This is a genomic window from Amycolatopsis sp. NPDC043887 (assembly GCF_056435665.1).
On the sequence record NZ_JBWKEB010000006.1, the window covers coordinates 413,405 to 435,274 of the forward strand.

General features: G+C 69.2%; 13 protein-coding genes. 8 read left to right on the forward strand and 5 right to left on the reverse strand.

Translation table 11 applies throughout. From position 1 onward, the window contains the following. Nucleotides 1-33: 33 nt before the first annotated feature. Entirely contained in the window at nucleotides 34-1,131 is a 1,098-nt protein-coding gene (locus AC069H_RS18985) for an FAD-dependent oxidoreductase (protein WP_478233197.1), read from the forward strand. Nucleotides 1,132-1,150: 19 nt separating this feature from the next. Continuing rightward, nucleotides 1,151-1,846 carry an alpha/beta fold hydrolase gene (locus tag AC069H_RS18990; protein ID WP_478233198.1) on the forward strand — a complete coding sequence of 232 codons (696 nt, stop codon included), beginning with the start codon at nucleotides 1,151-1,153 and terminating at the stop codon, nucleotides 1,844-1,846. A gap of 176 nt (nucleotides 1,847-2,022) precedes the next feature. Here AC069H_RS18990 and AC069H_RS18995 read toward each other — a convergent pair whose 3' ends face one another. Together AC069H_RS18995 and AC069H_RS19000 are read right to left on the reverse strand one after the other, a co-directional pair. After that, nucleotides 2,023-3,663 carry a (2,3-dihydroxybenzoyl)adenylate synthase gene (locus AC069H_RS18995; protein ID WP_478233199.1) on the reverse strand — a complete coding sequence of 547 codons (1,641 nt, stop codon included), beginning with the start codon at nucleotides 3,661-3,663 and terminating at the stop codon, nucleotides 2,023-2,025. Nucleotides 3,664-3,671: 8 nt separating this feature from the next. Next, entirely contained in the window at nucleotides 3,672-3,890 is a 219-nt protein-coding gene (locus AC069H_RS19000) for a phosphopantetheine-binding protein (protein WP_478233200.1), read from the reverse strand. A gap of 183 nt (nucleotides 3,891-4,073) precedes the next feature. Between AC069H_RS19000 and AC069H_RS19005 the strand changes: the two genes are divergently transcribed. Genes AC069H_RS19005 through AC069H_RS19030 form a run of 6 tightly spaced genes read left to right on the forward strand, consistent with a single transcriptional unit; the run spans nucleotide 4,074 to nucleotide 19,049 of the window. After that, the gene (locus AC069H_RS19005; protein ID WP_478233201.1) at nucleotides 4,074-5,327 is read left to right on the forward strand and encodes a DegT/DnrJ/EryC1/StrS aminotransferase family protein; all 1,254 of its coding nucleotides are present in this window, start codon (nucleotides 4,074-4,076) and stop codon (nucleotides 5,325-5,327) included. Between the two features lie 52 nt (nucleotides 5,328-5,379). After that, a complete protein-coding gene (locus tag AC069H_RS19010; RefSeq protein ID WP_478233202.1) occupies nucleotides 5,380-6,567 on the forward strand; it encodes an FAD-dependent oxidoreductase in 1,188 nt (395 codons plus the stop codon). Beyond that, entirely contained in the window at nucleotides 6,564-13,988 is a 7,425-nt protein-coding gene (locus tag AC069H_RS19015; RefSeq protein WP_478233203.1) for a hybrid non-ribosomal peptide synthetase/type I polyketide synthase, read from the forward strand. The genes AC069H_RS19010 and AC069H_RS19015 overlap by 4 nt, the downstream gene beginning before the upstream one ends. Then, a complete protein-coding gene (locus AC069H_RS19020; RefSeq protein WP_478233204.1) occupies nucleotides 13,985-17,161 on the forward strand; it encodes a non-ribosomal peptide synthetase in 3,177 nt (1,058 codons plus the stop codon). The genes AC069H_RS19015 and AC069H_RS19020 overlap by 4 nt, the downstream gene beginning before the upstream one ends. Beyond that, nucleotides 17,158-18,297, forward strand: coding sequence for an acyl-CoA dehydrogenase family protein (locus AC069H_RS19025; RefSeq protein ID WP_478233205.1), 1,140 nt, complete (start codon nucleotides 17,158-17,160; stop codon nucleotides 18,295-18,297). Before AC069H_RS19020 ends, AC069H_RS19025 begins: the two co-directional genes overlap by 4 nt. After that, nucleotides 18,294-19,049, forward strand: a complete 756-nt coding sequence (locus tag AC069H_RS19030) for a thioesterase II family protein (protein ID WP_478233206.1) — start codon at nucleotides 18,294-18,296, stop codon at nucleotides 19,047-19,049. The genes AC069H_RS19025 and AC069H_RS19030 overlap by 4 nt, the downstream gene beginning before the upstream one ends. Before the next feature lie 9 nt (nucleotides 19,050-19,058). On the opposite strand, the gene AC069H_RS19035 is transcribed toward AC069H_RS19030, so the two are convergent. The 3 genes from AC069H_RS19035 to AC069H_RS19045 form a co-directional block, all read right to left on the reverse strand. Continuing rightward, a complete protein-coding gene (locus tag AC069H_RS19035; protein WP_478233207.1) occupies nucleotides 19,059-19,466 on the reverse strand; it encodes a helix-turn-helix domain-containing protein in 408 nt (135 codons plus the stop codon). Between the two features lie 71 nt (nucleotides 19,467-19,537). Next, nucleotides 19,538-20,785 carry a metal-dependent hydrolase family protein gene (locus tag AC069H_RS19040; RefSeq protein WP_478233208.1) on the reverse strand — a complete coding sequence of 416 codons (1,248 nt, stop codon included), beginning with the start codon at nucleotides 20,783-20,785 and terminating at the stop codon, nucleotides 19,538-19,540. Beyond that, entirely contained in the window at nucleotides 20,782-21,837 is a 1,056-nt protein-coding gene (locus tag AC069H_RS19045) for a class I SAM-dependent methyltransferase (protein ID WP_478233209.1), read from the reverse strand. The genes AC069H_RS19040 and AC069H_RS19045 overlap by 4 nt, the downstream gene beginning before the upstream one ends. Nucleotides 21,838-21,870: the final 33 nt, after the last annotated feature.

A 21,870-nucleotide genomic window follows, 5' to 3' on the forward strand; every position in this document is an offset into this window, starting at 1 on the left:
CGGCGCCGTAGCGGTGCGACCAAGCTGTGAAAGGTGAAACGCACAGCGGAGATCGTCGGCGCCGGATTCGCCGGTTTGACCGTGGCCATCGAACTCGCCCGCAGGGGCTGGGCCGTATCCGTCCACGAGCAGGCGGACACGCTGCGCGCCTTCGGAGCCGGGATCTTTCTCTGGGAAAACGGTTTACAGGTGCTTCACGAGCTCAGCCTCGAAGAGATCGTGCTCGCCCGCGCGCACCAGGCACCGGAGTGGGAAGAACGCACCGCCACGGACGAAGTCCTGCGACGGAACGACCTTCCGCTGCCCGGTGGTGTCCGCATGGTCACGCTCACTCGTCAGGATCTGCACACCATCCTGCTGACGGCCGCGCGTGCCGCCGGAGTCCGGTTCCTGGCCGGATCCCGGGTGAGCGCGGCCGAACCCGGCGGCGTCCTCGTCACCGGGGACGGCACGCGCCGCGCCGCGGATCTCGTCGTCGCCGCCGACGGCATCCGTTCGGCCGTACGGACTTCGCTGGATCTGCTGGACGACCACACCGTCTTCCCGTTCACCGTCCTGCGGTTCCTGGTGCCGATGGACCGGGTACCGGACTGTGCGGGCCGGTGGCGCAACTACGCCAGCTTCTGGAACCACGACGCCCGCAGGCGAGTGCTCTACGTGCCGTGCAACGCCACCGATCTGTACCTGCTGCTCGGCGCGCTCCCCGGGGATCCGGCACTCGACGCGCCACTCGACCCGCGAACGTGGATCGAATCGTTTCCGCCACTGCGCGAGGTGCTCGGCGAATTACCCGGCCGGGTGCGCCAGGACCAGTACGAGGCCATCCGGCTGAAGAGCTGGTCGGCAGGCCGGGTGGCGCTCCTCGGCGACGCGGCGCACGCGATGCCGCCCACCATCGGGCAGGGCGCGGGCACCGCGATGCTCAACGCGCTGAACCTCGCCAGAGCGGTCGACAACGCGACGGACCTCGAGAGCGCGCTCGTGGAATGGGAGGCCGTGAACCGGCCGATGACCGAACAGACCCAACGGGAGTCCGTCGCGATCGCGGGAAATCTGTTCCCGGACGCGGATCGCCGTGGTGACTGGAACGAGGCCACTTTGCAAGTGGCAAGGAACCGGCCGCAGAGCTGAATCTGGAGGGAGAACTGCAATGGTGGCGCTACACGTCAGGGAATGGGGCGAGGGGGACAGGACGGCCGTGCTGCTGCACGGCTTGTCAGGGAGTTCGAAGACCTGGTGGGAGCTGGGCCCCGAACTGGCCGCGAGGGGCTATCACGTACTGGCCCCGGATCTCCGCGGTCACGGCAAGAGTCCTCGCGGCCGTTACAGCCGTGAACTCTGGGCGGACGACGTCCTCACGGTCGTGCCGGACCGCCCCGAACTGGTCGTCGGCCATTCCGTGGGCGGTGTCGTACTCTCGATGCTGGCCGAACGGTTGCGCCCGGCGCGGGCGATCTACGACGACCCCGCGTGGTGGGTGACCGAAGGTGGTTTCGGCGTCGCGATGAAGCAGGTCATCCGCCCGCAGAAGGACTACACCATGGCGGACCTGGAACGCCTCTTCCCGCACTGGAGCCCGGAAGCCCGCGCGGTCCGGCTCGAGGAACTGTCCGATTGGGACATCCGCACGACCTACATGGATTACCTGGAAACGGCCTACGTGCCGGTCATCGAAGCGGTGCCGTCACTGGTCGTGCTGGCCGACCCGAGCGTACTGACCACACCGCCGCGCCAGGTCGAACTCAAGGCACTCGGGTTCACCGTGCGGGCGGTCACGGGAACTTCGCACAATGTCCACGTCGACGACTTCCCCAACTTCCTGAAGGCGCTGGACGGCTGGATCTGACCGCTCCGGCATCGCTCTCGCCGGATGGTCGGCGAGAGCGATGCCGGAGCGGTGGCGGGCCCGTGACCGGACCCGGAACTGACGTGACCAGACGGACGACACGCGTGATCAGCGGGACGACACGCGTGATCAGACGGACGACACGGGCCAGGACACGCGCGAGCCAAATTGTCCACTTAGGACAGCTGTGGTGTCGACCGGGCGGCGAGGTCCGCACGCAAGGCGGACTTGTCGACCTTCCCGATGCCCAGGTACGGGAACTCGTCGAGCACCTCCATGCGCTCCGGCAGCTTGAATCGAGCCAGTCCTCGGTCCTGCAGGAAGCGCCGGACGTCCGGCAGTTCCGGGATCTCGTCGCCTTGCGGGACCACATACAGGCAGACGATTTCACCGAAGCGCGGATGCGGGGCGGCGACCACCGCCGCCGCTGCGATCCCAGGATGCTCGGCGGCCAGTAATTCCAACTCGGCGGCCGGGATCTTCTCCCCTCCTCGGTTGACGACGTCGTGGGAACGCCCCTCGACCACCAGCGATCCGGACGGGTGCAGGCTGACCAGGTCACCGGTGCGGTAGAAGCCGTCCGCGGTGAACGCACCGGCGGTCGCTTCCTGGTCGCCGTAGTAACCGCCGACCGTGTACGGGCCGCGAGTCAGCAGTTCGCCCGTATCGCCGGGAGGTACCGGCGCACCGGTGTCGTCCAGGATCCGGATCTCGTCCGCGGGCGAGGCGGGCAGTCCTTGGGTGTGGAACGCGACATCACCATCGGCATCGACCGGGGTGTAGTTCAGCAAGCCTTCGCTCATGCCATAGCACTGCTGCACCACGCAGCCGAGCACCTCCGGGATCCGTTCGATCTGGCCCGGCCGCGGCCGGGCGCCGCCGACCTGGATCACCTCGAGGCTGGTCAGGTCGAATCCGCTGTCCTCGGCGGCGTCGGCCCAGCGTTCGGCCAGTGCCGGTACCAGCGTGCAGTGGGTCACGAGATGACGTTCGATCAGGGCGAAGGTCGCCTCCGGCTCGGTCGACGGCCCGAGGACGACCGTGCCGCCGGCACCGAGTGTCCCGAGGATTCCGGGACAGCCCAGCACGAACCCGTGGGTGGCGGGCATGACCGCGAGGTACACCGAGCCGGGACCGATCCCGGCAAGGCCGGGTGTCGTCCGCAGCTGATAGCCGTATGCCTCCTGCAGCCGCGGAATCACCTTGGGCGGGCCGGTGGTGCCGTTGGACAACAGGCACAACGCCGGGTCGTCCAGCGTCGCCAGTTCGCCTTCGACGAGCTCGCCCGGCGACCCTGGCAGCGCACACAGGGCGGCGAGGTCCACCGCATCCGGGCTGTCCACATCGGACACGAAGAGGGTGCGCAGGGACGGATGCCCGGCACGAAGCCGCCGTGCGAGGGCGAAGTGGTCGTACCGGGCGTGCCGGGCGGGTACCGCCATGGCGACCGGACGGGTGTTCCTGGCGACATGGTCGAGTTCGTACTCGCGCAACGCGGTCGGAGTGAGCACCGGCGCCGCGCCGATCTTGGACGACGCCAGCGTCAGCACGACGAGTTCGATGTCGTTCGGCAGCTGGACCAGCACCAGGTCCCCGCGCCGGATTCCGTTGTCCTTCAACCGTTTCGCACAGGCATCCACCGCGAGTCGCAACTCGCCGTGGGTCAATGTCCGTTCACCGGAGACCAGGGCGAGTTCACCGCCGCGTGAGGAAGAGTGGGCCAGCACGGTCTCGTCCACCCGGTCCGGCCCCCACAATCCCATGTCCCGATACCGCCGAGCTCGCCGCGGATCGATCCTGACCAGCTTGTCCCACATGGCTTTCCTCACTCTCGTGCTCGTGCGATGTGCTCCTCGAGCTCGGAAAGGCTGTAGTCGTGCTTGTCCCACAAGTCCACGACAACGCCGAAGCGCGCCTTCAACACCGCCTCGAGCTCGACCGTCTCGGTCGAGTCGAGAGCGAGATGCGCACGCAGCCGGGAATCCGCGTCGATGTCCGCTTCTTCGACGCCCAGTTCGGCGAGGATCCCGCGTAGTTCGCTCATGAACCGAACCGTACTTCAAGCAGCACTGTCCTCGCGTCCATCTGTGGTTCTACAACCGCGACCGGGATGCGACTGGTCGTAGAACCGCCAACATCCAACGGTGGATACCGGGTGCACGCACGGCCGTTCGAAGATGAAAGCCGAGCGACGGAAAGTCCTTTACTGGGGGGAAGTGGCATATCGATGTCCATAGCTGAGCGCTACCTGGTCCCGTATCCGAGCAGGGGAAGCCTTCTCGGTGAACCCGAACTGGACGCGCTTTCCGCGCTCGTGCGGTCGCAGGCCCCGCTGTCTTCGGGCGGCTATCGCACGGAGTTCGACAATCGGTTCCGCGAACTCGTCGGCAGCCGCCACGCGCTTTCGGTCACCAGTGGCACCGTGGCGCTCGCGTTGGCCGTCGGCCTGCTCGGCCTGAACCACGGCGACGAAGTCATCGCCACACCACAGACGTACAAGGCGACCATCCAGCCGCTGCTGGACCTGCCGGTCACCGTTCGTTTCTGCGACGTCGACGAGAACACCCTCAACGCAGACCCGGCGAGTATCGAAGCACTCATCGGGCCACGCACCCGGGCGATCCTGATCGTGCACTACGGCGGCCTGCCCGCCGACATGGACCCGATCATGCGGCTCGCCCGGCAGCACGGCATCAGGGTGATCGAAGACTGCGCGCACGCGCTGGGCAGCGTCTATCACGGCCGGCGTCCCGGCGCGCTGGCCGATATCGGCTGCTTCAGCTTCCACTCCAGCAAGAACATCACCACCCTCGGCGAGGGCGGGATGATCACCGTGGCGTCCGACGAATGGGCGGAACGGCTCGATCGCATCCGTTCCAACGATTCCGACGCCGTCTATGTCCCTTCGGCGCAACGGTTCGGCGGCCGGGACGACGCTCCAGCCTGGATGCTGCATCCGGGGAATTCGTATTCGCACGCCTGTGTCGAGCTGCGCCACCCCGGAACGAACGCGACGCTGTCGGAGGCGGGCGCCGCGGTCGGGCTCGCCCAGCTGCGCAGGCTCGACTCCCTGGTCGGGCGACGCCGGGAAATCGCGGGCCGGATCACCGAGGTACTGGCGAGATTCCCGTTCGTCCGCCTGCTTCCCGAACGGCCCGGGGTCATGAACGCCTACCACCTCTACACCTTCTTCGTCGACCCCGGCAGCGGAGCCGACCGGGACGCCATCGTCGACCGGCTGTCCCGGTACGGCGTCGAAATGCAGCTGCGGTATTTCCCGCTGCACCTGCTCCCGGAATGGCAGGCGCGCGGGCATCGGCCGGGGGAATGCCCGGTCGCCGAGCGCCTCTGGTTCACCCAGCAGATCAACGTGCCTTGCCAGCCGACCCTGTCCGACCAGGAGGTCGGCCACCTGCTCGAGGCGCTCGAGGCGGTTCTCACCGAGGTTTCGACCGGCACCGCGGCGCTGGCCGCTCCGTGAGCGCCGCCCCGTGAAGAGCGACCGGAAACCGACAGCGCAGGAACGGAAGACCATGGGCATCAGCAGTTCGTTCGACCTCATCGTGGTCGGCGGCGGACCGATCGGACTCTCCACGGCGGCGGAGGCCGCCGCGCGCGGGCAGCGCACACTCGTGCTGGACCGGCATGGCTTCTTCAACGAGAGCAGCGGGACCAGCGGAGCGGAACGGCACTGGCGGCTGCAGTACACGCAGGAGGACCTGTTCCGCCTGACCCTGGCGGCCTACCCGCTGTGGCAGCGGCTGGAAGCGCGAGCCGAACGACGGCTGATCCACCCGATCGGCAGTCTGTGGTTCGGCGACGTGGACGTGGTCACCAACGAGGGCAAGATCAGCGAAACCGCCAGGGTCATGGACAAACTCGATGTCGGCTACGAATGGCTGCGGGCGAAGGAGATCGAGCGCCGCTACGGTTTCACCGCGCTGCCCGGCCATTTCGAGGGATTCTTCCAGCCGGACGGCGGCACCATCGACGTCCGCGGCACCCTCGCCGCGCTCTACGGACTCGCGCAAGCGGGCGGCTGTGCCCTCCACGGCGGTGAACGGGTACTGGAGCTGCTGCCCGATTCCTCCGGGGTGACCGTGCGGACCGACCGCGGCGGCTACCGCGCGGACAAGGTGGTGCTGGCCAACGGCGGTTCGATCAACGAACTGCTCGGCCCGCTCGGCGCGAAGCTCGATATCAAGCTCTACGAGATGGCGCTGGTGTCCCTGCGCCGCCGTGACGAGACCGCGGACTTCCCGTTCTGGTTCGTGTTCCAGCAGCCGACCGACGAGGATACGAACCTGTTCTACGGTTTCGGCCGCAATCCCTGGTCGCCGAGCGAACTGGTGCGGCTCGGGCCGGTCTTCGAGGTACATCCCCTCGCCGACGCGGACCAGGTGACCGGACGACCCGATCCCCGCCATGTCGAACGACTCGGTTCCTGGGTCGGCAAGCACCTTCCCGCACTCGATCCGGAGCCTGTGCACACCTCAACCTGCCTGGCCGTGCTGCCGGGCGATCCGGAACGACAGTTCCACCTCGGTTCGGCGGCCGGGCTCTTCCCGCACGGTGAGCACCTGCTGCTCTACAGCTCAGGCTGGGGCTTCAAATTCGTGCCACTGCTCGGGAGCATCCTGGCCGATCTCGCGATCGACGGCCGTACCGAGTACGACATCTCCCGGCTCTCCCCGGCGACCCTGCAGGAGGCAGACCAGTGACCCGCCCCGAAACCGCGGCTGCCGACATCGCCGTCGTCGGCATGTCCGGCCGATTCCCCGGCGCCCCGGATTTGGCCGCGTACTGGCGGAATCTACGCGACGGTGTCGAATCCGTCACCGCGCTGACCGACGAACAACTGCTCGCCGAGGGGATTCCGCCGGAGGTGTCCGGCAGGCCCGATTACGTCCGCATGGCGCCGCTGCTGGACGGCATCGACCAGTTCGACGCGCAGTTCTTCGGCATCAATCCCCGCGAGGCGGCCCTGCTCGACCCGCAACAGCGGCTCTTCCTCGAAACCGCTTGGCACGCGCTGGAAGACGCGGGCCGCGGGCCGGGCACCGACAGCGACGTCGGGGTGTTCGCCGGCGCCAACATGCCCGCCTACCTGATGTCGAACCTCCTCGGCGGCAGCCGGATCGTCATGAGCCCGGCGGTCTTCGAACTGCAGATCCACAACGACAAGGACTACCTCGCCAGCCGCACCTCGTTCCTGCTCGGGCTCACCGGCCCTTCGGTCACCGTGCAGACCGCGTGTTCCAGCTCGCTCGTCGCCGTCCACCAGGCCGCACGGGCACTGCAGGCGGGCGAGTGCGGGACTGCACTGGCGGGCGGCGTCACCGTCCGGGTTCCGCACCAGGCCGGTTACCTCTACGAAGAAGGCCTGATCTACTCCCCCGACGGGCATTGCCGACCGTTCGACGCGGACGGCCGGGGCACCGTGTTCGGCAACGGCGTCGGCGTGGTCGTGCTGCGGCGGCTCGACGACGCGCTCGCCGACGGCGATCGGATCCTCGCCGTGCTCAAGGCAACCGCGGTCAACAACGACGGCGACGACAAGGTCGGCTACACCGCGCCGAGCGTCTCCGGCCAGGACCGGCTGATCAGCGCGGCGCTCGCGGCGAGTGGTGTCGACGCGCGGACCATCACCGCGCTCGAAGCGCACGGAACCGGCACACCGGTCGGCGACCCGATCGAGATCAAGGCACTGACCAGGGCGTTCGGCGCGCATACAGACGAAACCAGCTTCTGCGCGATCGGCTCGGTGAAGGCGAACATCGGGCATCTCGAATCCGCGGCGGGGGTCGCCAGTCTGATCAAGGCCATCCTGCAGCTGCGCAACCGCGAGCTCGTGCCGGACCCGCACTTCCGGCGGCCTAACCCCCGCATCGACTTCGACTCCACCCCGTTCTTCGTCAACACCGCGCTCACCGACTGGAAGACCGGCGGCCATCCCCGCCGGATCGGGGTCAGCTCGTTCGGCATCGGCGGAACCAACGCCCACGCCGTCCTCGAGGAAGCCCCGGCCGCCCGGCCCTCACCCGCATCGCGGCGGGCCTCCCAGGTGATCGTGCTGTCGGCCAAGAGCCCGGCGGCGCTCGAACAGTCGAGCGCCGGGCTGGCCGCGCATCTGCGGGCCGGTCTCGACACCGGCGCCCCGGCCGACCTCGCCGATGTCGCGGCGGCGACCCAGCTGGGCCGGAGCGCACTGCGGTTCCGCCGGGCGCTTGTCGCCTCCAGCACCGAAGACGCCGCCGCGCTGCTCGACGGCGCCGACCCCGCGAGGGTGGCCGGTTCGGCGGTCCCGGCGACGCCGCCGAAGATCGTCTTCCTCTTCCCGGGCCAAGGCACCCAGTACCCGGGCATGGGCGCGGACCTCTACCGCGACGAGCCCGTCTATCGCGCGGCCGTGGACGAATGCGCCGCCATTCTCGGCCCGTTGCTCGGCACCAGCCTGCTCACCGCCCTGTACCCACCCGCCGACACCGACCCGGACGACGCCGCGCGACGGCTCGCCCACACGTCAATGGCCCAGCCCGCGCTGTTCACCACGGAATACGCGTTGGCCAAGCAGCTGGCCGCCTGGGGCGTCACCCCCGACGCCATGGTCGGCCACAGTCTCGGCGAGTTCGTCGCGGCGACCGTGGCAGGCGTCGTCGATCTGCCCGACGTCCTGCGGCTGGTGGCCGCCCGCGGCCGGATGATGCAGGAACTCCCGTCCGGCGGCATGCTCTCGGTCGCCGCCGACGAGGCCGACGTCCTTCCCCTGTTGCCCGCGGAACTCTCCGTCGCCGCGGTGAACGCGCCGGGGTTGTGTGTGGTCTCCGGGCCCCACGACGCACTGGACGCCCTCGCGAACCGGCTGACCGATCAGGGCGTGTCGACCCGGCCTCTCCACACTTCGCACGCGTTCCACTCCTCGATGATCGATCCGATCGTCGAGCCCTTCACCGAGCTCGCGCGCGAGATCGGGTTCCGCACGCCTCGGCTCCCGTTCGTCTCCACCGTCACCGGAGAGTGGATCGACGACGACCGGGCCACCGACCCCGAGTACTGGGGCACGCATATGCGCCGCCCGGTCCGGTTCGGCGACGCGGTCGGTGTCGCCGCGAAGATCGGCCGTTGCGTGCTGCTGGAAGTCGGTCCCGGCAACACCTTGGGCACCTTGGCGAGGCAGGCCGTCGAGCCCGCCGCCGCCGTGGTCACCACCCTGCGCCGTCCCGACCAGGAACGGTCCGACACCGAGTCACTGCTGGCCGGGTTCGCCGGGCTGTGGCTGGCAGGCGTGGACGTCGACTGGTCCCGCATCGAAGACCCACGACAACGGCTTCCCCTGCCGGGATATCCGTTCCAGCACAAGCGTTATTGGGTCGAACCGCGAGGCGAAGCCGGTGCCGAGCTCGTCGTCGACACCCCCGCGACGGCCGAGGCCGCCGAGGCCGAGACGTCCTCCCGGCCCGAGCATCTGCTGACCGCCTACACCGCGCCGCGGAACGACCTCGAGCACGCCGTCGCCGCCCTGTGGGAGGAGTTCTTCGGGTTCGGTCCGATCGGCGTGCACGACAACTTCTTCGAGCTGGGCGGGCATTCGCTGCTCGCCACCCAGATGCTCAACCGGCTGCGTGGCCGCCTCCACCGGGTCGCCACCCCGGCCCAACTGCTCGCCGCGCCGAATATCGCCGCACTGGCCGAACTTCTCGCCACACAGGACCCGGACGCCACACCGGCCGAAGAACTCCCCGTCATCACGCCGGCCCCCGATCGCCGTCACGAACCGTTCCCGCTGACGGAAATGCAGCAGGCGCAGTGGATCGGCAGGCTCGGGAGCTTCGACATGGGCGGGGTGGCCCCGCATCTGTACCTGGAGTTCGACAGCGACACGCTCGACCTCGACCGGCTCGAACGGGCTTGGCGGCAGGTGGTGCGGCGGCACGAGATGCTGCGGATCGTCGTGCTCGCCGACGGGCGTCAGCGAATACTGGCCGACGTCCCCGACTACCGGTTCGAGGTCCTCGATCTCCGGGAATGCGACGAGGAGACCGCCGCGGCCCGGCTGGCCGAGGTGTCCGGGCGGATGGCCGCCGATGTGCGGCCCGCGGACACCTGGCCGCTGTGGGAGGTTCGGGTCAGCCGGCTCGGCGACGGGAAGCTCCGCACGCATATCGGCTTCGACCTGCTGTGCGCGGATGTCGCCAGCTTCTTCTACCAGGTGCTGCCCGCGTGGCGGGAGTTCTACGCGGACCCGGCCCGCCCGGCCGATCCGCCGGAGCTGTCCTTCCGTGACTACGTGCTGGCCGAAGAAGCGTTGCAGGAGACCGCACTCTACGAACGTTCCCTCGACTACTGGCGCAATCGGGTCAAGCGACTGCCCGCGGCGCCCGAACTGCCCACCGCGGTCGCCCCCGGCGAGCTGACCCGGCCCGAGTTCGTGCGGCGGCACGCGATCCTCGACGCGGAGGTCTGGGCCCGGATCAAGGAACAGGCCGGCGAGCACGGGGCGACGCCGTCGAGCGTGCTCGTCGCCGCCTACGCCACGGTGATCGCCCGCTGGAGCAAAAGCCAGCACTTCACGCTCAACTTCACCGCGGTGAACCGGCTTCCCCTGCACCAGGACGTCGACACGACGGTCGGTGAGTTCGCGTCCTTCGAACTGCTGGAAGTCGACACCCGGACGCTGGACACCTTCGGCGATCTCGTCGCGCAGATCCAGCGGCAGGCCTGGGAGGACTTCGAACACCGGTATGTCAGCGGCGTCCGTATCCTGCGTGAGCTCAACCGTGTCCGCCGGGACACCGCGGGCGGGGTGATGCCCGTCGTGTTCACCAGCGCGCTCTCGACCGAGAAGGATCCGGCGAACGTGCCGTCCCCGGTGGACTGGCTCGGCGAGCAGGCCCGCTTCATCTCGCAGACCCCGCAGGTCACCATCGACCACTTCGTCCTGGAATTCGGCGGGATCCTCCAACTGGCCTGGCACGCGGTGGACGAGCTGTTCCCCGACGGCATGATGGCCGAGATGTTCGAGGCCTACCAAGACCTTCTGGCCACGCTCGCCACTCCCGAGGGCTGGCGGCGGCCGCCCTCGGTCCCGCTGCCCGAATGGCAGCGCGTGCAACGGGAGCGGATCAACGACACCGCGGCTGACGTTCCCACCGGGTTGCTGACGACCCGGCTGCTCGCGGTCGGCGCCGACCCCGCCTTCTCGGCGCGGCCCGCCGTGATCACCCCCGGGAAGACGTTGAGCCACGGCGAACTGTCCGGCCGGGCCGTGCATCTGGCGCGGACCCTGGTCGCCCGCGGGCTCGGCCGTGGCAGTGTGGTCGGTGTCGGGCTGGCCAAGGGCTGGCAGCAGATCGTCGCCGTGGCCGGGGTTTCCGCGGCCGGAGCCACCTACGTGCCGATCGACCCGGAACTGCCCGACAGCCGCCGGGCATGGTTGATCGAGGCCGCCGGGGTGGAGTGCGTCGTCGCCGACAGTGCCGACTGGCCGTCCGAAGTGGACACTCTGACCTTCGGCGACCTGGCCTTCGACGACGCGACCGGCGAGGACGTCACGGGCTGGACCTGCCCGGCCCGCGAGGATGACATCGCCTACGTCATCTACACCTCCGGCTCCACCGGGACGCCGAAGGGGGTCGCGGAGACGCACACCGCCGCGGTCAACACCCTGGTCGACGTCGTGGAGCGGTTCGGCGTCACGGCCGACGACCGGGTGCTCGGCCTTTCGTCGCTGAGTTTCGACCTCTCGGTGTTCGACGTCTTCGGCGTCCTCGGCGCGGGTGGCGCGCTCGTCCTGCCCGAACCCGGCGCCCGCCGCGATCCCCAGCGATGGCAGGAACTGATCCGTGAACACGGTGTGTCGGTGTGGAACTCCGTACCCGCTCTCTTCGAGATGCTGGTGACTCATCTGGAGGGCGGTGGCGCCTCGCTGCCTCTGCGGCTCGCGATGCTCAGCGGCGACTGGATCCCGGTCCGGCTGCCCGACCGGGCCCGTGCGCTCTCCCCGGAGCTGACGGTGATGAGCCTCGGCGGCGCCACCGAGGCGGCCATCTGGTCGATCCACTACCCGATCGGGGAAGTCCCGGCGGACTGGACGTCGATTCCGTACGGCTATCCCCTGCGCAACCAGACCTTCCACGTGCTCAACGACCGCCTCGAACCCGCTCCTGTGTGGACGGCCGGGCAGCTCTACATCGGCGGCATCGGCGTCGCGGCCTGTTACTGGAACGACGAACAGCGCACCGCCGAGTCGTTCTTCGTCCACCCGGTTACCGGGGAACGGCTCTACCGCACCGGCGACCTCGGTCGCTACCTGCCCGACGGCGCGATCGAGTTCCTCGGCCGGGAGGATTTCCAGGTCAAGATCGGCGGGTTCCGGGTGGAGCTCGGCGAGGTCGAACACGCGCTGGCGCAGCATCCGGCGTTGACGACCGCGGTGGCGACCGCGGTCGGGCCGCGCACCCAGCAGCGGCTGGTGGCGTATCTGGTCCCGGCCGAACCGGGCACCGACGAGGCGGCCCTGCTGGACTCCGTCCGCGCTCACCTGTCGCGGACCGTACCCGGCTACCTGATTCCCGCCGACTTCATCGTGCTGGACAAACTTCCCTTGAGCAGCAACGGAAAGGTGGACCGAGCAGCCCTGCCCGCCCCGGAGCGGGCGGGACATGCCGGGGCGGCGACCGAGGTCGAAGCAGGTCTTCAGGCGATCCTCGGGCGCCTGCTCGTCCTCGCCGGCGACGTGCTCACCCTGGACGACGCTGGCCCCGACGACAACTTCTTCGAGCTGGGCGGCGACTCGATCATGGGTATCCAGCTGGTCAGCCGGGCCGATGCCGAAGGCCTCCGCCTGCGCCCGCAGGACCTGTTCGAGAGCGCCACCTTCCTCGAACTCGCCGGACGTGCCGCGGCGGCCGCCACGACGGTGACCGACGCCGACGCGGTGCCGCTCACGGCCGCCCAGACCGCGCTGGCCGAAGCGAACGTGGTGAGCTGGGTTTCCGTGGAGACGTCGCTCGACGCCGGCCGGACCGAAGAAGCGTTGAGGGAGGTGGCGGCCCGTCACACCGCCCTGAGGCTACGGCTCGGCGCGCTGGACGACGGCACTCCCGGCCTGCTCGACGACCTGGCCGTCCCGGAGGTCGCCGTGATCGACCTCTCGGGGCTGCCCGCCACCACCCGCTCGGCCGCGCTCGCCGAGATCGTCACCGAACTGACAGCGGAAATCGATCTCGCCGAAGCCGTCCCGGCCAAGCTAGTCCACGTCACCACCGGCGACGAGCGGGACCGGCTGGTCTGGGTCGGCTCGGCGGTGGTACTCGACGACGCGTCCTGGCGGGTCCTGCTGACCGACCTCGCCCATGCCGCGACGGGACTCGCGGAACGGGGCAGCGTGGACTGGGAGTCCCGGCCGGAGTGCTTCCTGGAGTGGTCGCGGAACCACATCTCGGAGGTGGCCGCGCCCACCGGATCCGGTTCGGTTCCGCTCGAGGGCGAGCTGGTCACCGTCCTCGGCGCGGACGTCGTTCGCGCGTTTCGTGATGCCGTGTTCTCGAGCCACCATCTGGACTTCGGCGAAGCACTCGCGGCGGCACTGACGCTCGCGCTGCGAGAGTGGCCGGGCGGCGCTCCATCGCTCACCGTGGACCGGACCGTCCGCGATTTCGCGCTCGACGGATCGGCCGGGATGTTCGTGGAGTCCAGGATGGTGCCCGCACCCGGCGGTGACCTCGACGACCTCATCGCCGAAATCAAGCGGGGTTGTCGTGAAGGCGCGGATGCGGCCCACGAGGGGCCGCGCGTCCACCTGCGCGAAGTGGTCGACCACGACTGGCTGCCCGGAGTCACGCCGATGGTCCTCGACACCTTCGCCGGGCCCACGACCGGCCACACGGCAGAGGGAATCCTCGCGGAAGTCGGCTCGGCCCTCGTCGCCGGGGAACTGAGGCTTTCCTGGCGCCACACCGGTTCACCCGACGCGGTCGCCGCGGTCGCCGAAGCCTTCGCCGCCGCCGTCGACACCCTCACCGCACACTGCGCGGGAGCCGGCGCCGGCCGGTACGAGGCGTCGGACTTCCCGCTGGCGGGCATCGGCTCCGATGAGCTGACCACCTTCCTGAGCACCCTCGAAAGCGACCTCGATCGATGACGAAAGAGAGCCCCACCGTGCGCTCGAATCCAGCAACCGGGACCACACCTGGCGGCCGCAAAGGCATCGAAGACGTCTACGCGCTCGCTCCGATCCAGCAGGGGCTGCTGTTCGAGCAGCTGAAGCGTCCCGAGGCGGGCGTCTACATCGAACAGCTTTTGCTCACCTTCGACGGCACTCTCGACACCGCGGCGTTCCAGCGGGCCTGGCAGCGAGTGGTCGACCGGCACCCGATCCTGCGTACGTCCTTCCACTGGCGGCCGGAAGGCCTGCCGCTGCAGGTCGTGCACGGCTCCGCCGAACTGCCCCTCGAGGTGCTGGACTGGCGGCACATTCCGGTGGCCGAGCAACGGGAGAAGATCGACGCCTGGCTCGACCGTGAACGGATCGAGGGCTTCGAGCTGGAGAAGGCGCCGCTCATGCGGATCACCGTGATCCGCAGCGAACCCCAGACGTGGATCTTCGCCTGGCGCCTGTCCCATCTGCTGATGGACGGCTGGTCGTTCGGGCTCGCGGTGACCGACTTCATCACCGCCTACCGCGCCGAGTGTCTGAGTCACGAGGCCGATTTCCGTCCCATGCGACCGTATCGCGACTACGTGGCTTGGTGGAACGGTCAGGAAGGCAAGGAGAGCCTCGAGTTCTGGCGCCGCGAGCTGGCCGGGTTCGAACCGCCCGAGCCCCTGTTCCTCGGCGGTGAACCGCCCGTCGAAGGCGAGCCCAGCCACGGGTTCGTCGAGTTGATGCTGACCGGCCTCGAACCGGGTCTGCGCGAGCTCGCACGGGTCAATCAGCTGACGCTCAACACGATCGTGCAAGGCGCGTGGCTCATCGTGCTGTCGCACTACTACGGCACCAGCGACGTCGCGTGCGGGTTCACCATGGCCCACCGTCCCGCCGAACTTCGCGGCGCCGAGACGATTCTCGGCCCGCTGATCGCGACCATGCCGGTCCGCGAGAAGCTGGAGCCGACCCGCGCGGTGCTTTCGTGGCTGAAGGACTTCCAGGTGCACATCGCCGCGGTCCGCGAGCACACCACCATGCCGTTGTTCGATGTCCAGCGACTGCTCGGCAGGCCGCTGGACGTGCCGCTGCTGGAAAGCAGCGTGTCCTACGAGAACATGCCCATGCCGGACTTCGCGCTGGAAGAGACCGGCATGAAGCTGACCGGCATGCGTTACGACGGACGGCCGCACTATCCGATCACCATGGTGATCATGCCCGGCGACGGGATGCCGCTGCGGGTCATTCACGACCGGAGCCGGTTCTCCACCGCGGCCGCGCAGCGCTTCTGCGACCAGCTACGGGACGTGCTGACCGGCATGGTCGAGCATCCCGAGCTCACCCTCGGCGAGCTCTCCCCCGGTGCGGCCGCCGCGGTGCCGGTCTCCGGCTCGGCGACCCTGGAGATCGAAACCGCCACGCTGCCCGAGACGTTCGCCGAACACGCCCGCCGGAACCCCACCGCCGAAGCCCTTTCGTTCGGTGGGCGCCGGTACGGCTACGGCGAACTCGACAGTCGCTCCGACGCGGTCGCCGCACGGCTGCAGGCACTCGGCGTCGGCCCTGGCGACCGGGTCGGACTCTGTCTCGACCGGTCGGCGGTCCTCGTCACCGCGATCCTCGGCGTGCTGAAGACGGGCGCGGCCTATGTCCCGCTCGACCCCGAGCACCCTGCCGACCGGCTGGCCGCCATGGTCGCCGACGCGCGGCCCGGCGCGGTCGTGACCACCGGGCAGTTCGCGGACCGGGTGCCGTCGACGGGGATCCCGGTGCTCGTTCTCGACGAGACGGTGCTGAGCACCCCTGCCCATGTCACCCCTGTCGAAACGGACGCGGATTCGGCCGCCTACGTGCTCTACACCTCCGGCTCGACCGGGCTGCCCAAAGCCGTCGTGGTCACCCATCGGAACGTGCAGAGCCTCCTCGCGGCCGGGCGCACCGTTTTCGGTTTCGGCGGGGACGACGTCTGGACGTTCAGCCACTCCTTCGCGTTCGACTACTCGGTCTGGGAAATCTGGGGCGCGCTCGGCAACGGTGCCCGGCTCGTCGTGGTTCCACAGTGGACGGTACGGAACCCGGACGAATTCCTCGCGCTGGTCCGCGACGAACGGGTCACCGTGTGCAGCCAAACCCCGGCGTTGTTCGAACACTTCGCCGAGGCCGACACCCTGTCTCCCGGCGAGTCGGCGCTGAGACGGATCTTCATCGGCGGTGACCGGCTGCATTCGGCGCCCGTCCGTACCTGGTTCGGCCGCCACGGCGACTCCACCCCCGAGGTGTACAACCTTTACGGCGTCACCGAAGCCGCGGTCGTATCGACCTACCACCGGATCACCGCCGTCGACGTCAACGACGACGCGCCGCTGCCGATCGGGCTGGCCTTGCCGAACCAGCGGGCCTATCTGCTCGACGAACGAGGCCGCTCGGTACCCGAAGGAGCCCGCGGCGAGTTGTGCGTGGCCGGGGCGGCCGTCGCCGCGGGCTACCACGACCGCGAGGAGCTGACGGCGCACCGGTTCGGGGTCGAACCGGGCGCGCCGGGCGAACGGCTCTACCGGACGGGCGACCTCGCCAGGGCACTGCCGGACGGTGCACTCCAGTACCTCGGCCGCGGCGACGGCCAGGTGAAGGTTCGCGGCTACCGCGTCGAACTCGGCGAGATCGAATCCGTGCTGCGCGGCCACCCGGCAGTGCGCTCCGCGGCGGCGACGGCAAGGCCTGACGGTTCGGGCACGGCGAGCATCGTCGCCTATGCCGTACCGGCCGACGAGAGTGTCGACGCCACGGAACTGCGTGCGTTCGCCTCCCGGCGGCTGCCCGAGCACATGGTGCCCGCCGCGATCGGGTTGCTCGAGGAACTGCCGACCACCGTCGGCGGCAAGATCGACGTGCACGCGCTGCCCGAGCTGGAGGCCGGTGGCCGGGGCGAGCACGTCCCGCCCCGGGCCGGCACCGAACAGGAGCTGGCGACCGTCCTTTCCGGACTTGTCGCGGCCGGGGAGATCGGCAGGCACGACCGGTTCGCCGAACTCGGCCTGCATTCGGCCCACCTGATGCGGTTGATGACGATCCTGCGATCACGTTGGGGCGTCTCGGTTCCGCTGCGCGAGCTGTACGTGTCGCAGACGCTCGAAGACCTGGCGCTGCTGGTGGAAGGAGCCCGCGCATGACCGCCCCTTCCTCCGAGGACGAAGCCTGGCGTGCCCACGTCAGGGCCTTCGCCCGCGAACACATCGCACCGTTGTCGGCGGGGATGGACCAGGCGGCGCGGCTCGACCAGGGCCTGCGGCGGCGGCTGTTCGATGCCGGGTTGATGGCCGTCGAGGCGCCGACCCGCTACGGCGGTCAGGGCGGCAGCCTGCTGCGGGTGATGCTGACCATCGAAGAGATCTCCCGCGTCGACCCCGGCGTCGCGGTCGGTGTCGACGTGCAGAACGCCTTGATCGTGGCGACGTTGCTCAGGCAGGGCAGTGGCGACCAGAAGCGCCGATATCTTCCTCTGCTGGCCACCCGGCAGATCGGCGCGTTCGCACTTTCGGAGGAACACGCGGGAAGCGACGCCTTCGCCGGAAGCACCACGGCGACCGCGAAAGCGGACGGCTACCTGCTCAACGGCCGGAAACGCTGGACGAGCAACGCCGCCGAGGCCGATCTGTTCCTGGTCTTCGCCCGCACCGAAGGTCATGGCTGGTCGGCTTTCCTGGTCGAGCGGGACGCGCCCGGCGTTCGGATCGAGCCGCGTACCGAGCAGCTCGGGGTGCGAGCGGCCTCGACGGCGGACGTTCTGCTGGAGGATGTCGAAGTGCGCCGTCAGCAGTGTGTCGGCGGGATCGGCAATGGCGAGGGCGTGGCGATCGCCGCACTCGACATCGGCCGGATCGGCATCGCCGCGCAACAGGTCGGCCTCGCGCAGGGGGCACTCGACGAGGCCGTCGCCTACAGCAAACGGCGGGAACAGTTCGGCAAGCGGATCAGTGGTTTTCAGGGTGTGCAGTTCACCCTCGCCGACATCGCCACCGAGATCGCCGCCGCACGAGCTCTGCTCTACGAGGTCACCAGAGTCGTCGAGGCGGGAACGGACCTCGCCGAACGGCTGCGTCAGTCCGCGATGGCGAAGTACTTCGCGTCCCAGGTCGCCGAACGGGCGGCCTCACGTTCGCTGGAGGTGTTGGGAGGGAACGGCTACACCCGTGAGTACACCGCCGAGCGGTTCTACCGCGACGCGAAGGCGGGGAAGATCTACGAAGGCACCTCGAACGTCCTTTTGCACAGCATCGCGGGCGCGCTGCTCGGTGGCGCGTCGTGACCGCGCCGCGGAAAGTGCGGCGGCCCGTCTCGCGCGCGGACACCGCCACCGTCAGGTTGTACTGCCTGGCCCACGCCGGCGGTGACGCCAGGATGTTCGCCCCGTGGTCGCTGCTGCTGCCCGAGCACATCGAGGTCTGCCCGGTGCAGCTTCCCGGGCACGGTGAGCGGCTGCGGCACCGAGCACCGCGCACCCTCGAAGACGCGGTTGGCGAAGTACTGGCCAGGATCGACTCGGATCTCCCGTTCGTCCTCTTCGGACACAGCCTCGGCGCGATCCTCGCGTTCGAGGCGGCCAGGCGGCTGCGTGACGCGGGACGTGGGCCCGCCCGGCTGCTGGTCTCCGGGCATCGTGCGCCCCATCTGCCGCTGCGCGAGAAGAAGATCCACCACTTGCCGGAGAAGGAGTTCGTGGCCCGGCTGCGCGACCTGGACGGCACTCCGCGCACTGTGCTCGACGACCCCGGTTTTCTCCGGATGATGCTGCCCGTCCTTCGAGCCGACTTCACGGTGTCCGAGACCTACGTCCACCGGCCCGGCAGGCCGCTCGACTGCCCGGTCACCGTATTCGGTGGCGCCGACGATCCTGATGTCGACACCACCGAACTCGAAGCATGGCGTCGGCACACCTCGACGCGGTTCCGTACCGAAACCCTGCCGGGTGGGCATTTCTACTTCAGTTCCGCACCGGACGCGCTGCTTGAACGGCTCAGTGCGGAGCTGGCCGGGTTCGCCCCGACCGGCTCCGGCTGAGCCGAGGACTCAGCTCCGGGCAGCGGCGGACGATTCGCCGAGCAGGGTGGTCCGCAGCGCGATCACCACGGCCTCCGTGCGATCCGCCGCACCGAGCTTGCGATAGATCATGTGCAGATGTGATTTCACCGTTTGTTCCGTGATGTGCAGGGATCGGCCGATCCGGCGGTTCGACACCCCTTGGGCCAGCAACTCGAGCACCTGCTGCTGCCGTCGGGTGAGCCGGACCGGCGGTGGGCTCGCCACTCGGAAAGCCGTCGGCGAGGGCGTCACCCGGTCCGTCTGTACCTGCCCATCACCTTCGACGGCCTCCCCCGCCCGCGCTCCGCCCGGATACGCCGCCAGCCGCACCCGCACATCGCGTGCCATGTCCCCCAGCACCTGGAGGTGCGCCAGAACGTCATCGATGGTCTTCAAGGCGACTTCCATATCGTCGTTCGAACCTGTCATCGGCATCTCGCACCCCTCCGGGCCTTGCCCGTAGCTAGTCACCCGCCAGCGGGAACCTTGACCGGCGTTCCCGATTTCCACACATGTGTGATCTGTTCCGGCTCGGCCAGCACGCCGATGTCGTCCAGCGGACTGCGGCTCACCGCGATCACGTCGGCGTCGTAGCCCGCCGCGAGCAGCCCGGACCGGGGCGCCTGCGGCCCCAGGGTTTCCGGTGCGGTCGCCGTACCCGCCTCGATCGCCTCCAGCGGACTCAGCCCCGCCGCCACCAGGTACCCGAACTCCCGGCCGTTGCGTCCCCACGCCAACGGCGAATCAGGGTTGCTCGTGCCGAGGTCGGTGCCCAGTGCGATCCGCACTCCCATTCGATGGGCGAGGGCCATGGCTTCGGAGTGCCTGGCCTCGATTTCTGCCAGCTTGCGCCGCGCGGCCGGGGAAACCATCTCCTTGCGCGCCAGGATCGCCTCGTAGATGCTCCGCGTCGGAACCAGGATGGCCCCGGCCTCCCGCATCGCCGCCGCGGTCTCCTCGTCGAGATCGGTGCCGTGCTCGATCGTCCGGCATCCGGCCCGCAGCGCCGCCATGATGCCGGACCGGCCGTGACAGTGCGCCGCGACCACGCGGTCGGCACGGGCCGCCTCCTCGACCACCGCGCGCAACTCCTCATCGCTGAACTGCTGATGCTGAGGATGGTCGATCTCGCTGATCACCCCACCCGAGGTGCACACCTTGATCACCTTCGCGCCGAGCCGCAGCTGGAGCCGCACCGCACGCAGGCAGTCCGGCACACCGTCGGCGACTTGCAGCATCCCGTTGGGCCGCAAAGGATCGGTCACCCAGGAATGCGGCAAGCTGTGCACGTCCGAATGCCCACCCGTCGGGCTGAGCACGCTGCCCGCGGCGTACACCTTCGGGCCGGCCACGGTCCCCTCGTCGATGGCCCTCGCCAAGTAGACGCCGTATCCCCCGACCTCACGGATACTCGTGAACCCCGCCTGCAGAGCGGCCTCCGCGTCCTTGACCGACCGTGCCACCGCCACCTGTGACGGCGTCAGGACGAGCTGTTCGGAGCCGATCGAGTCGCGTAACCCGACCAGATGCGTGTGGCAGTCCCACAGTCCCGGCAGCACCACCGGCACGCGGGTCACCTCGTCGTGGGCCTCGGCCGCGGGCGCGTTCCCCGCCGGGCCCGCGTAGCCGATCCGAGTTTCGTCGATCAGCACGACTCCGTCCGGAATCGGCTCACCGCGGCCGGGGATCAGCAGGTCCGCTTCGATCCTGATCATCGGGGAGCCGCCAGCACGGTGTGGATCGGCATGCCCCGCAACGAGTGCGACTCGCCGTAGGTGAATCCGCCCGCGGCGAGCACCGCCTTCAACTCGTCGAGGGTGTAGGTGTGCCCGCCCTTGCTGATGGCCAGCATCTGCGCCGAGAAGATCCGCGGCACCGGGTCCTCCGCGGGAACCGGTGACACCACGAGGAACTCGTTGACCACCAGTATCCCGCCCGGCCGGACGACGCCGGCGAGCCGCTTCACCAGGTTGATCGAGGTTTCGGTGTCGAAATTGTGGAGCACATGGCTCAGGACGACCACGTCGTACGGTCCTCCCAGCGGCACTTCGAACATGTCGCCCGGCAGGAACTCGACGCGGTCGGTGAGCCCGAGTTCCGCGGCGACGGAGCGGGTCACTTCCAGCACGTTGGCCCAGTCGAGTGCGGTGACCCGCAGTCCGGGATGCGTCTCGGCCAGTGTGAACGACTGGATTCCGTTGCCACAGGCCACATCCAGCACCGCAGGCGCCTCAAGACCGCTGATCCGGTCGGCGATGAGCCCGGCGACGTACCGGGCGGTGGCCCGGCTGGTCGCGGTGATGCCCTCCGCGAACTCCGGCCAGTACGCGTGCTCGGCGGTCTCGACGTTGTCCGGAAGGACGGTGCCTCCACTCCGGACAGCGCCGGCGAGGTCTTTGAAGGAATCGAAGACGTAGTCGCCGGTGTACACCTTGGCGAGCCCGCCGAGATAGCTTTTCGACGTGGTGACGAGGAATCGCTCGGCGGCCGGGGTGAGCCGGTAGCGCGGCTCCCCTTCAATAGCCGGTGCGACGTCGAGCAGTTCCAGTGCGGCCAGCGCGTCGAGCAGGATTCCGGTGGCCCGCTCGTCGGCACCGATCCGGGGAGCCACTTTGGCCGCTGACCGTGGACCGTCGCCGAGGGTGTCGAACACCTTCAGCTCGATCCCGGCACGGAGAATGCCGGCTCGTTCGACTCCGGTCAGCAGGTTCATCACCGGCTCGGCGGTCAGCGCACGGGCGGCTGACGGCAGGGCGGACTCGGGCATGATCGATCCTCACTTGAGCGCACGCGCGTACCC

Coding starts and splice junctions, on each gene's coding strand:
- AC069H_RS18990 (WP_478233198.1), top strand. CDS start 1,151: ATGGTGGCGCTACACGTCAGGGAATGGGGCGAGGGGGACAGGACGGCC.
- AC069H_RS18995 (WP_478233199.1), bottom strand. CDS start 3,663: ATGTGGGACAAGCTGGTCAGGATCGATCCGCGGCGAGCTCGGCGGTAT.
- AC069H_RS19000 (WP_478233200.1), bottom strand. CDS start 3,890: ATGAGCGAACTACGCGGGATCCTCGCCGAACTGGGCGTCGAAGAAGCG.
- AC069H_RS19005 (WP_478233201.1), top strand. CDS start 4,074: ATGTCCATAGCTGAGCGCTACCTGGTCCCGTATCCGAGCAGGGGAAGC.
- AC069H_RS19010 (WP_478233202.1), top strand. CDS start 5,380: ATGGGCATCAGCAGTTCGTTCGACCTCATCGTGGTCGGCGGCGGACCG.
- AC069H_RS19020 (WP_478233204.1), top strand. CDS start 13,985: ATGACGAAAGAGAGCCCCACCGTGCGCTCGAATCCAGCAACCGGGACC.
- AC069H_RS19025 (WP_478233205.1), top strand. CDS start 17,158: ATGACCGCCCCTTCCTCCGAGGACGAAGCCTGGCGTGCCCACGTCAGG.
- AC069H_RS19040 (WP_478233208.1), bottom strand. CDS start 20,785: ATGATCAGGATCGAAGCGGACCTGCTGATCCCCGGCCGCGGTGAGCCG.
- AC069H_RS19045 (WP_478233209.1), bottom strand. CDS start 21,837: ATGCCCGAGTCCGCCCTGCCGTCAGCCGCCCGTGCGCTGACCGCCGAG.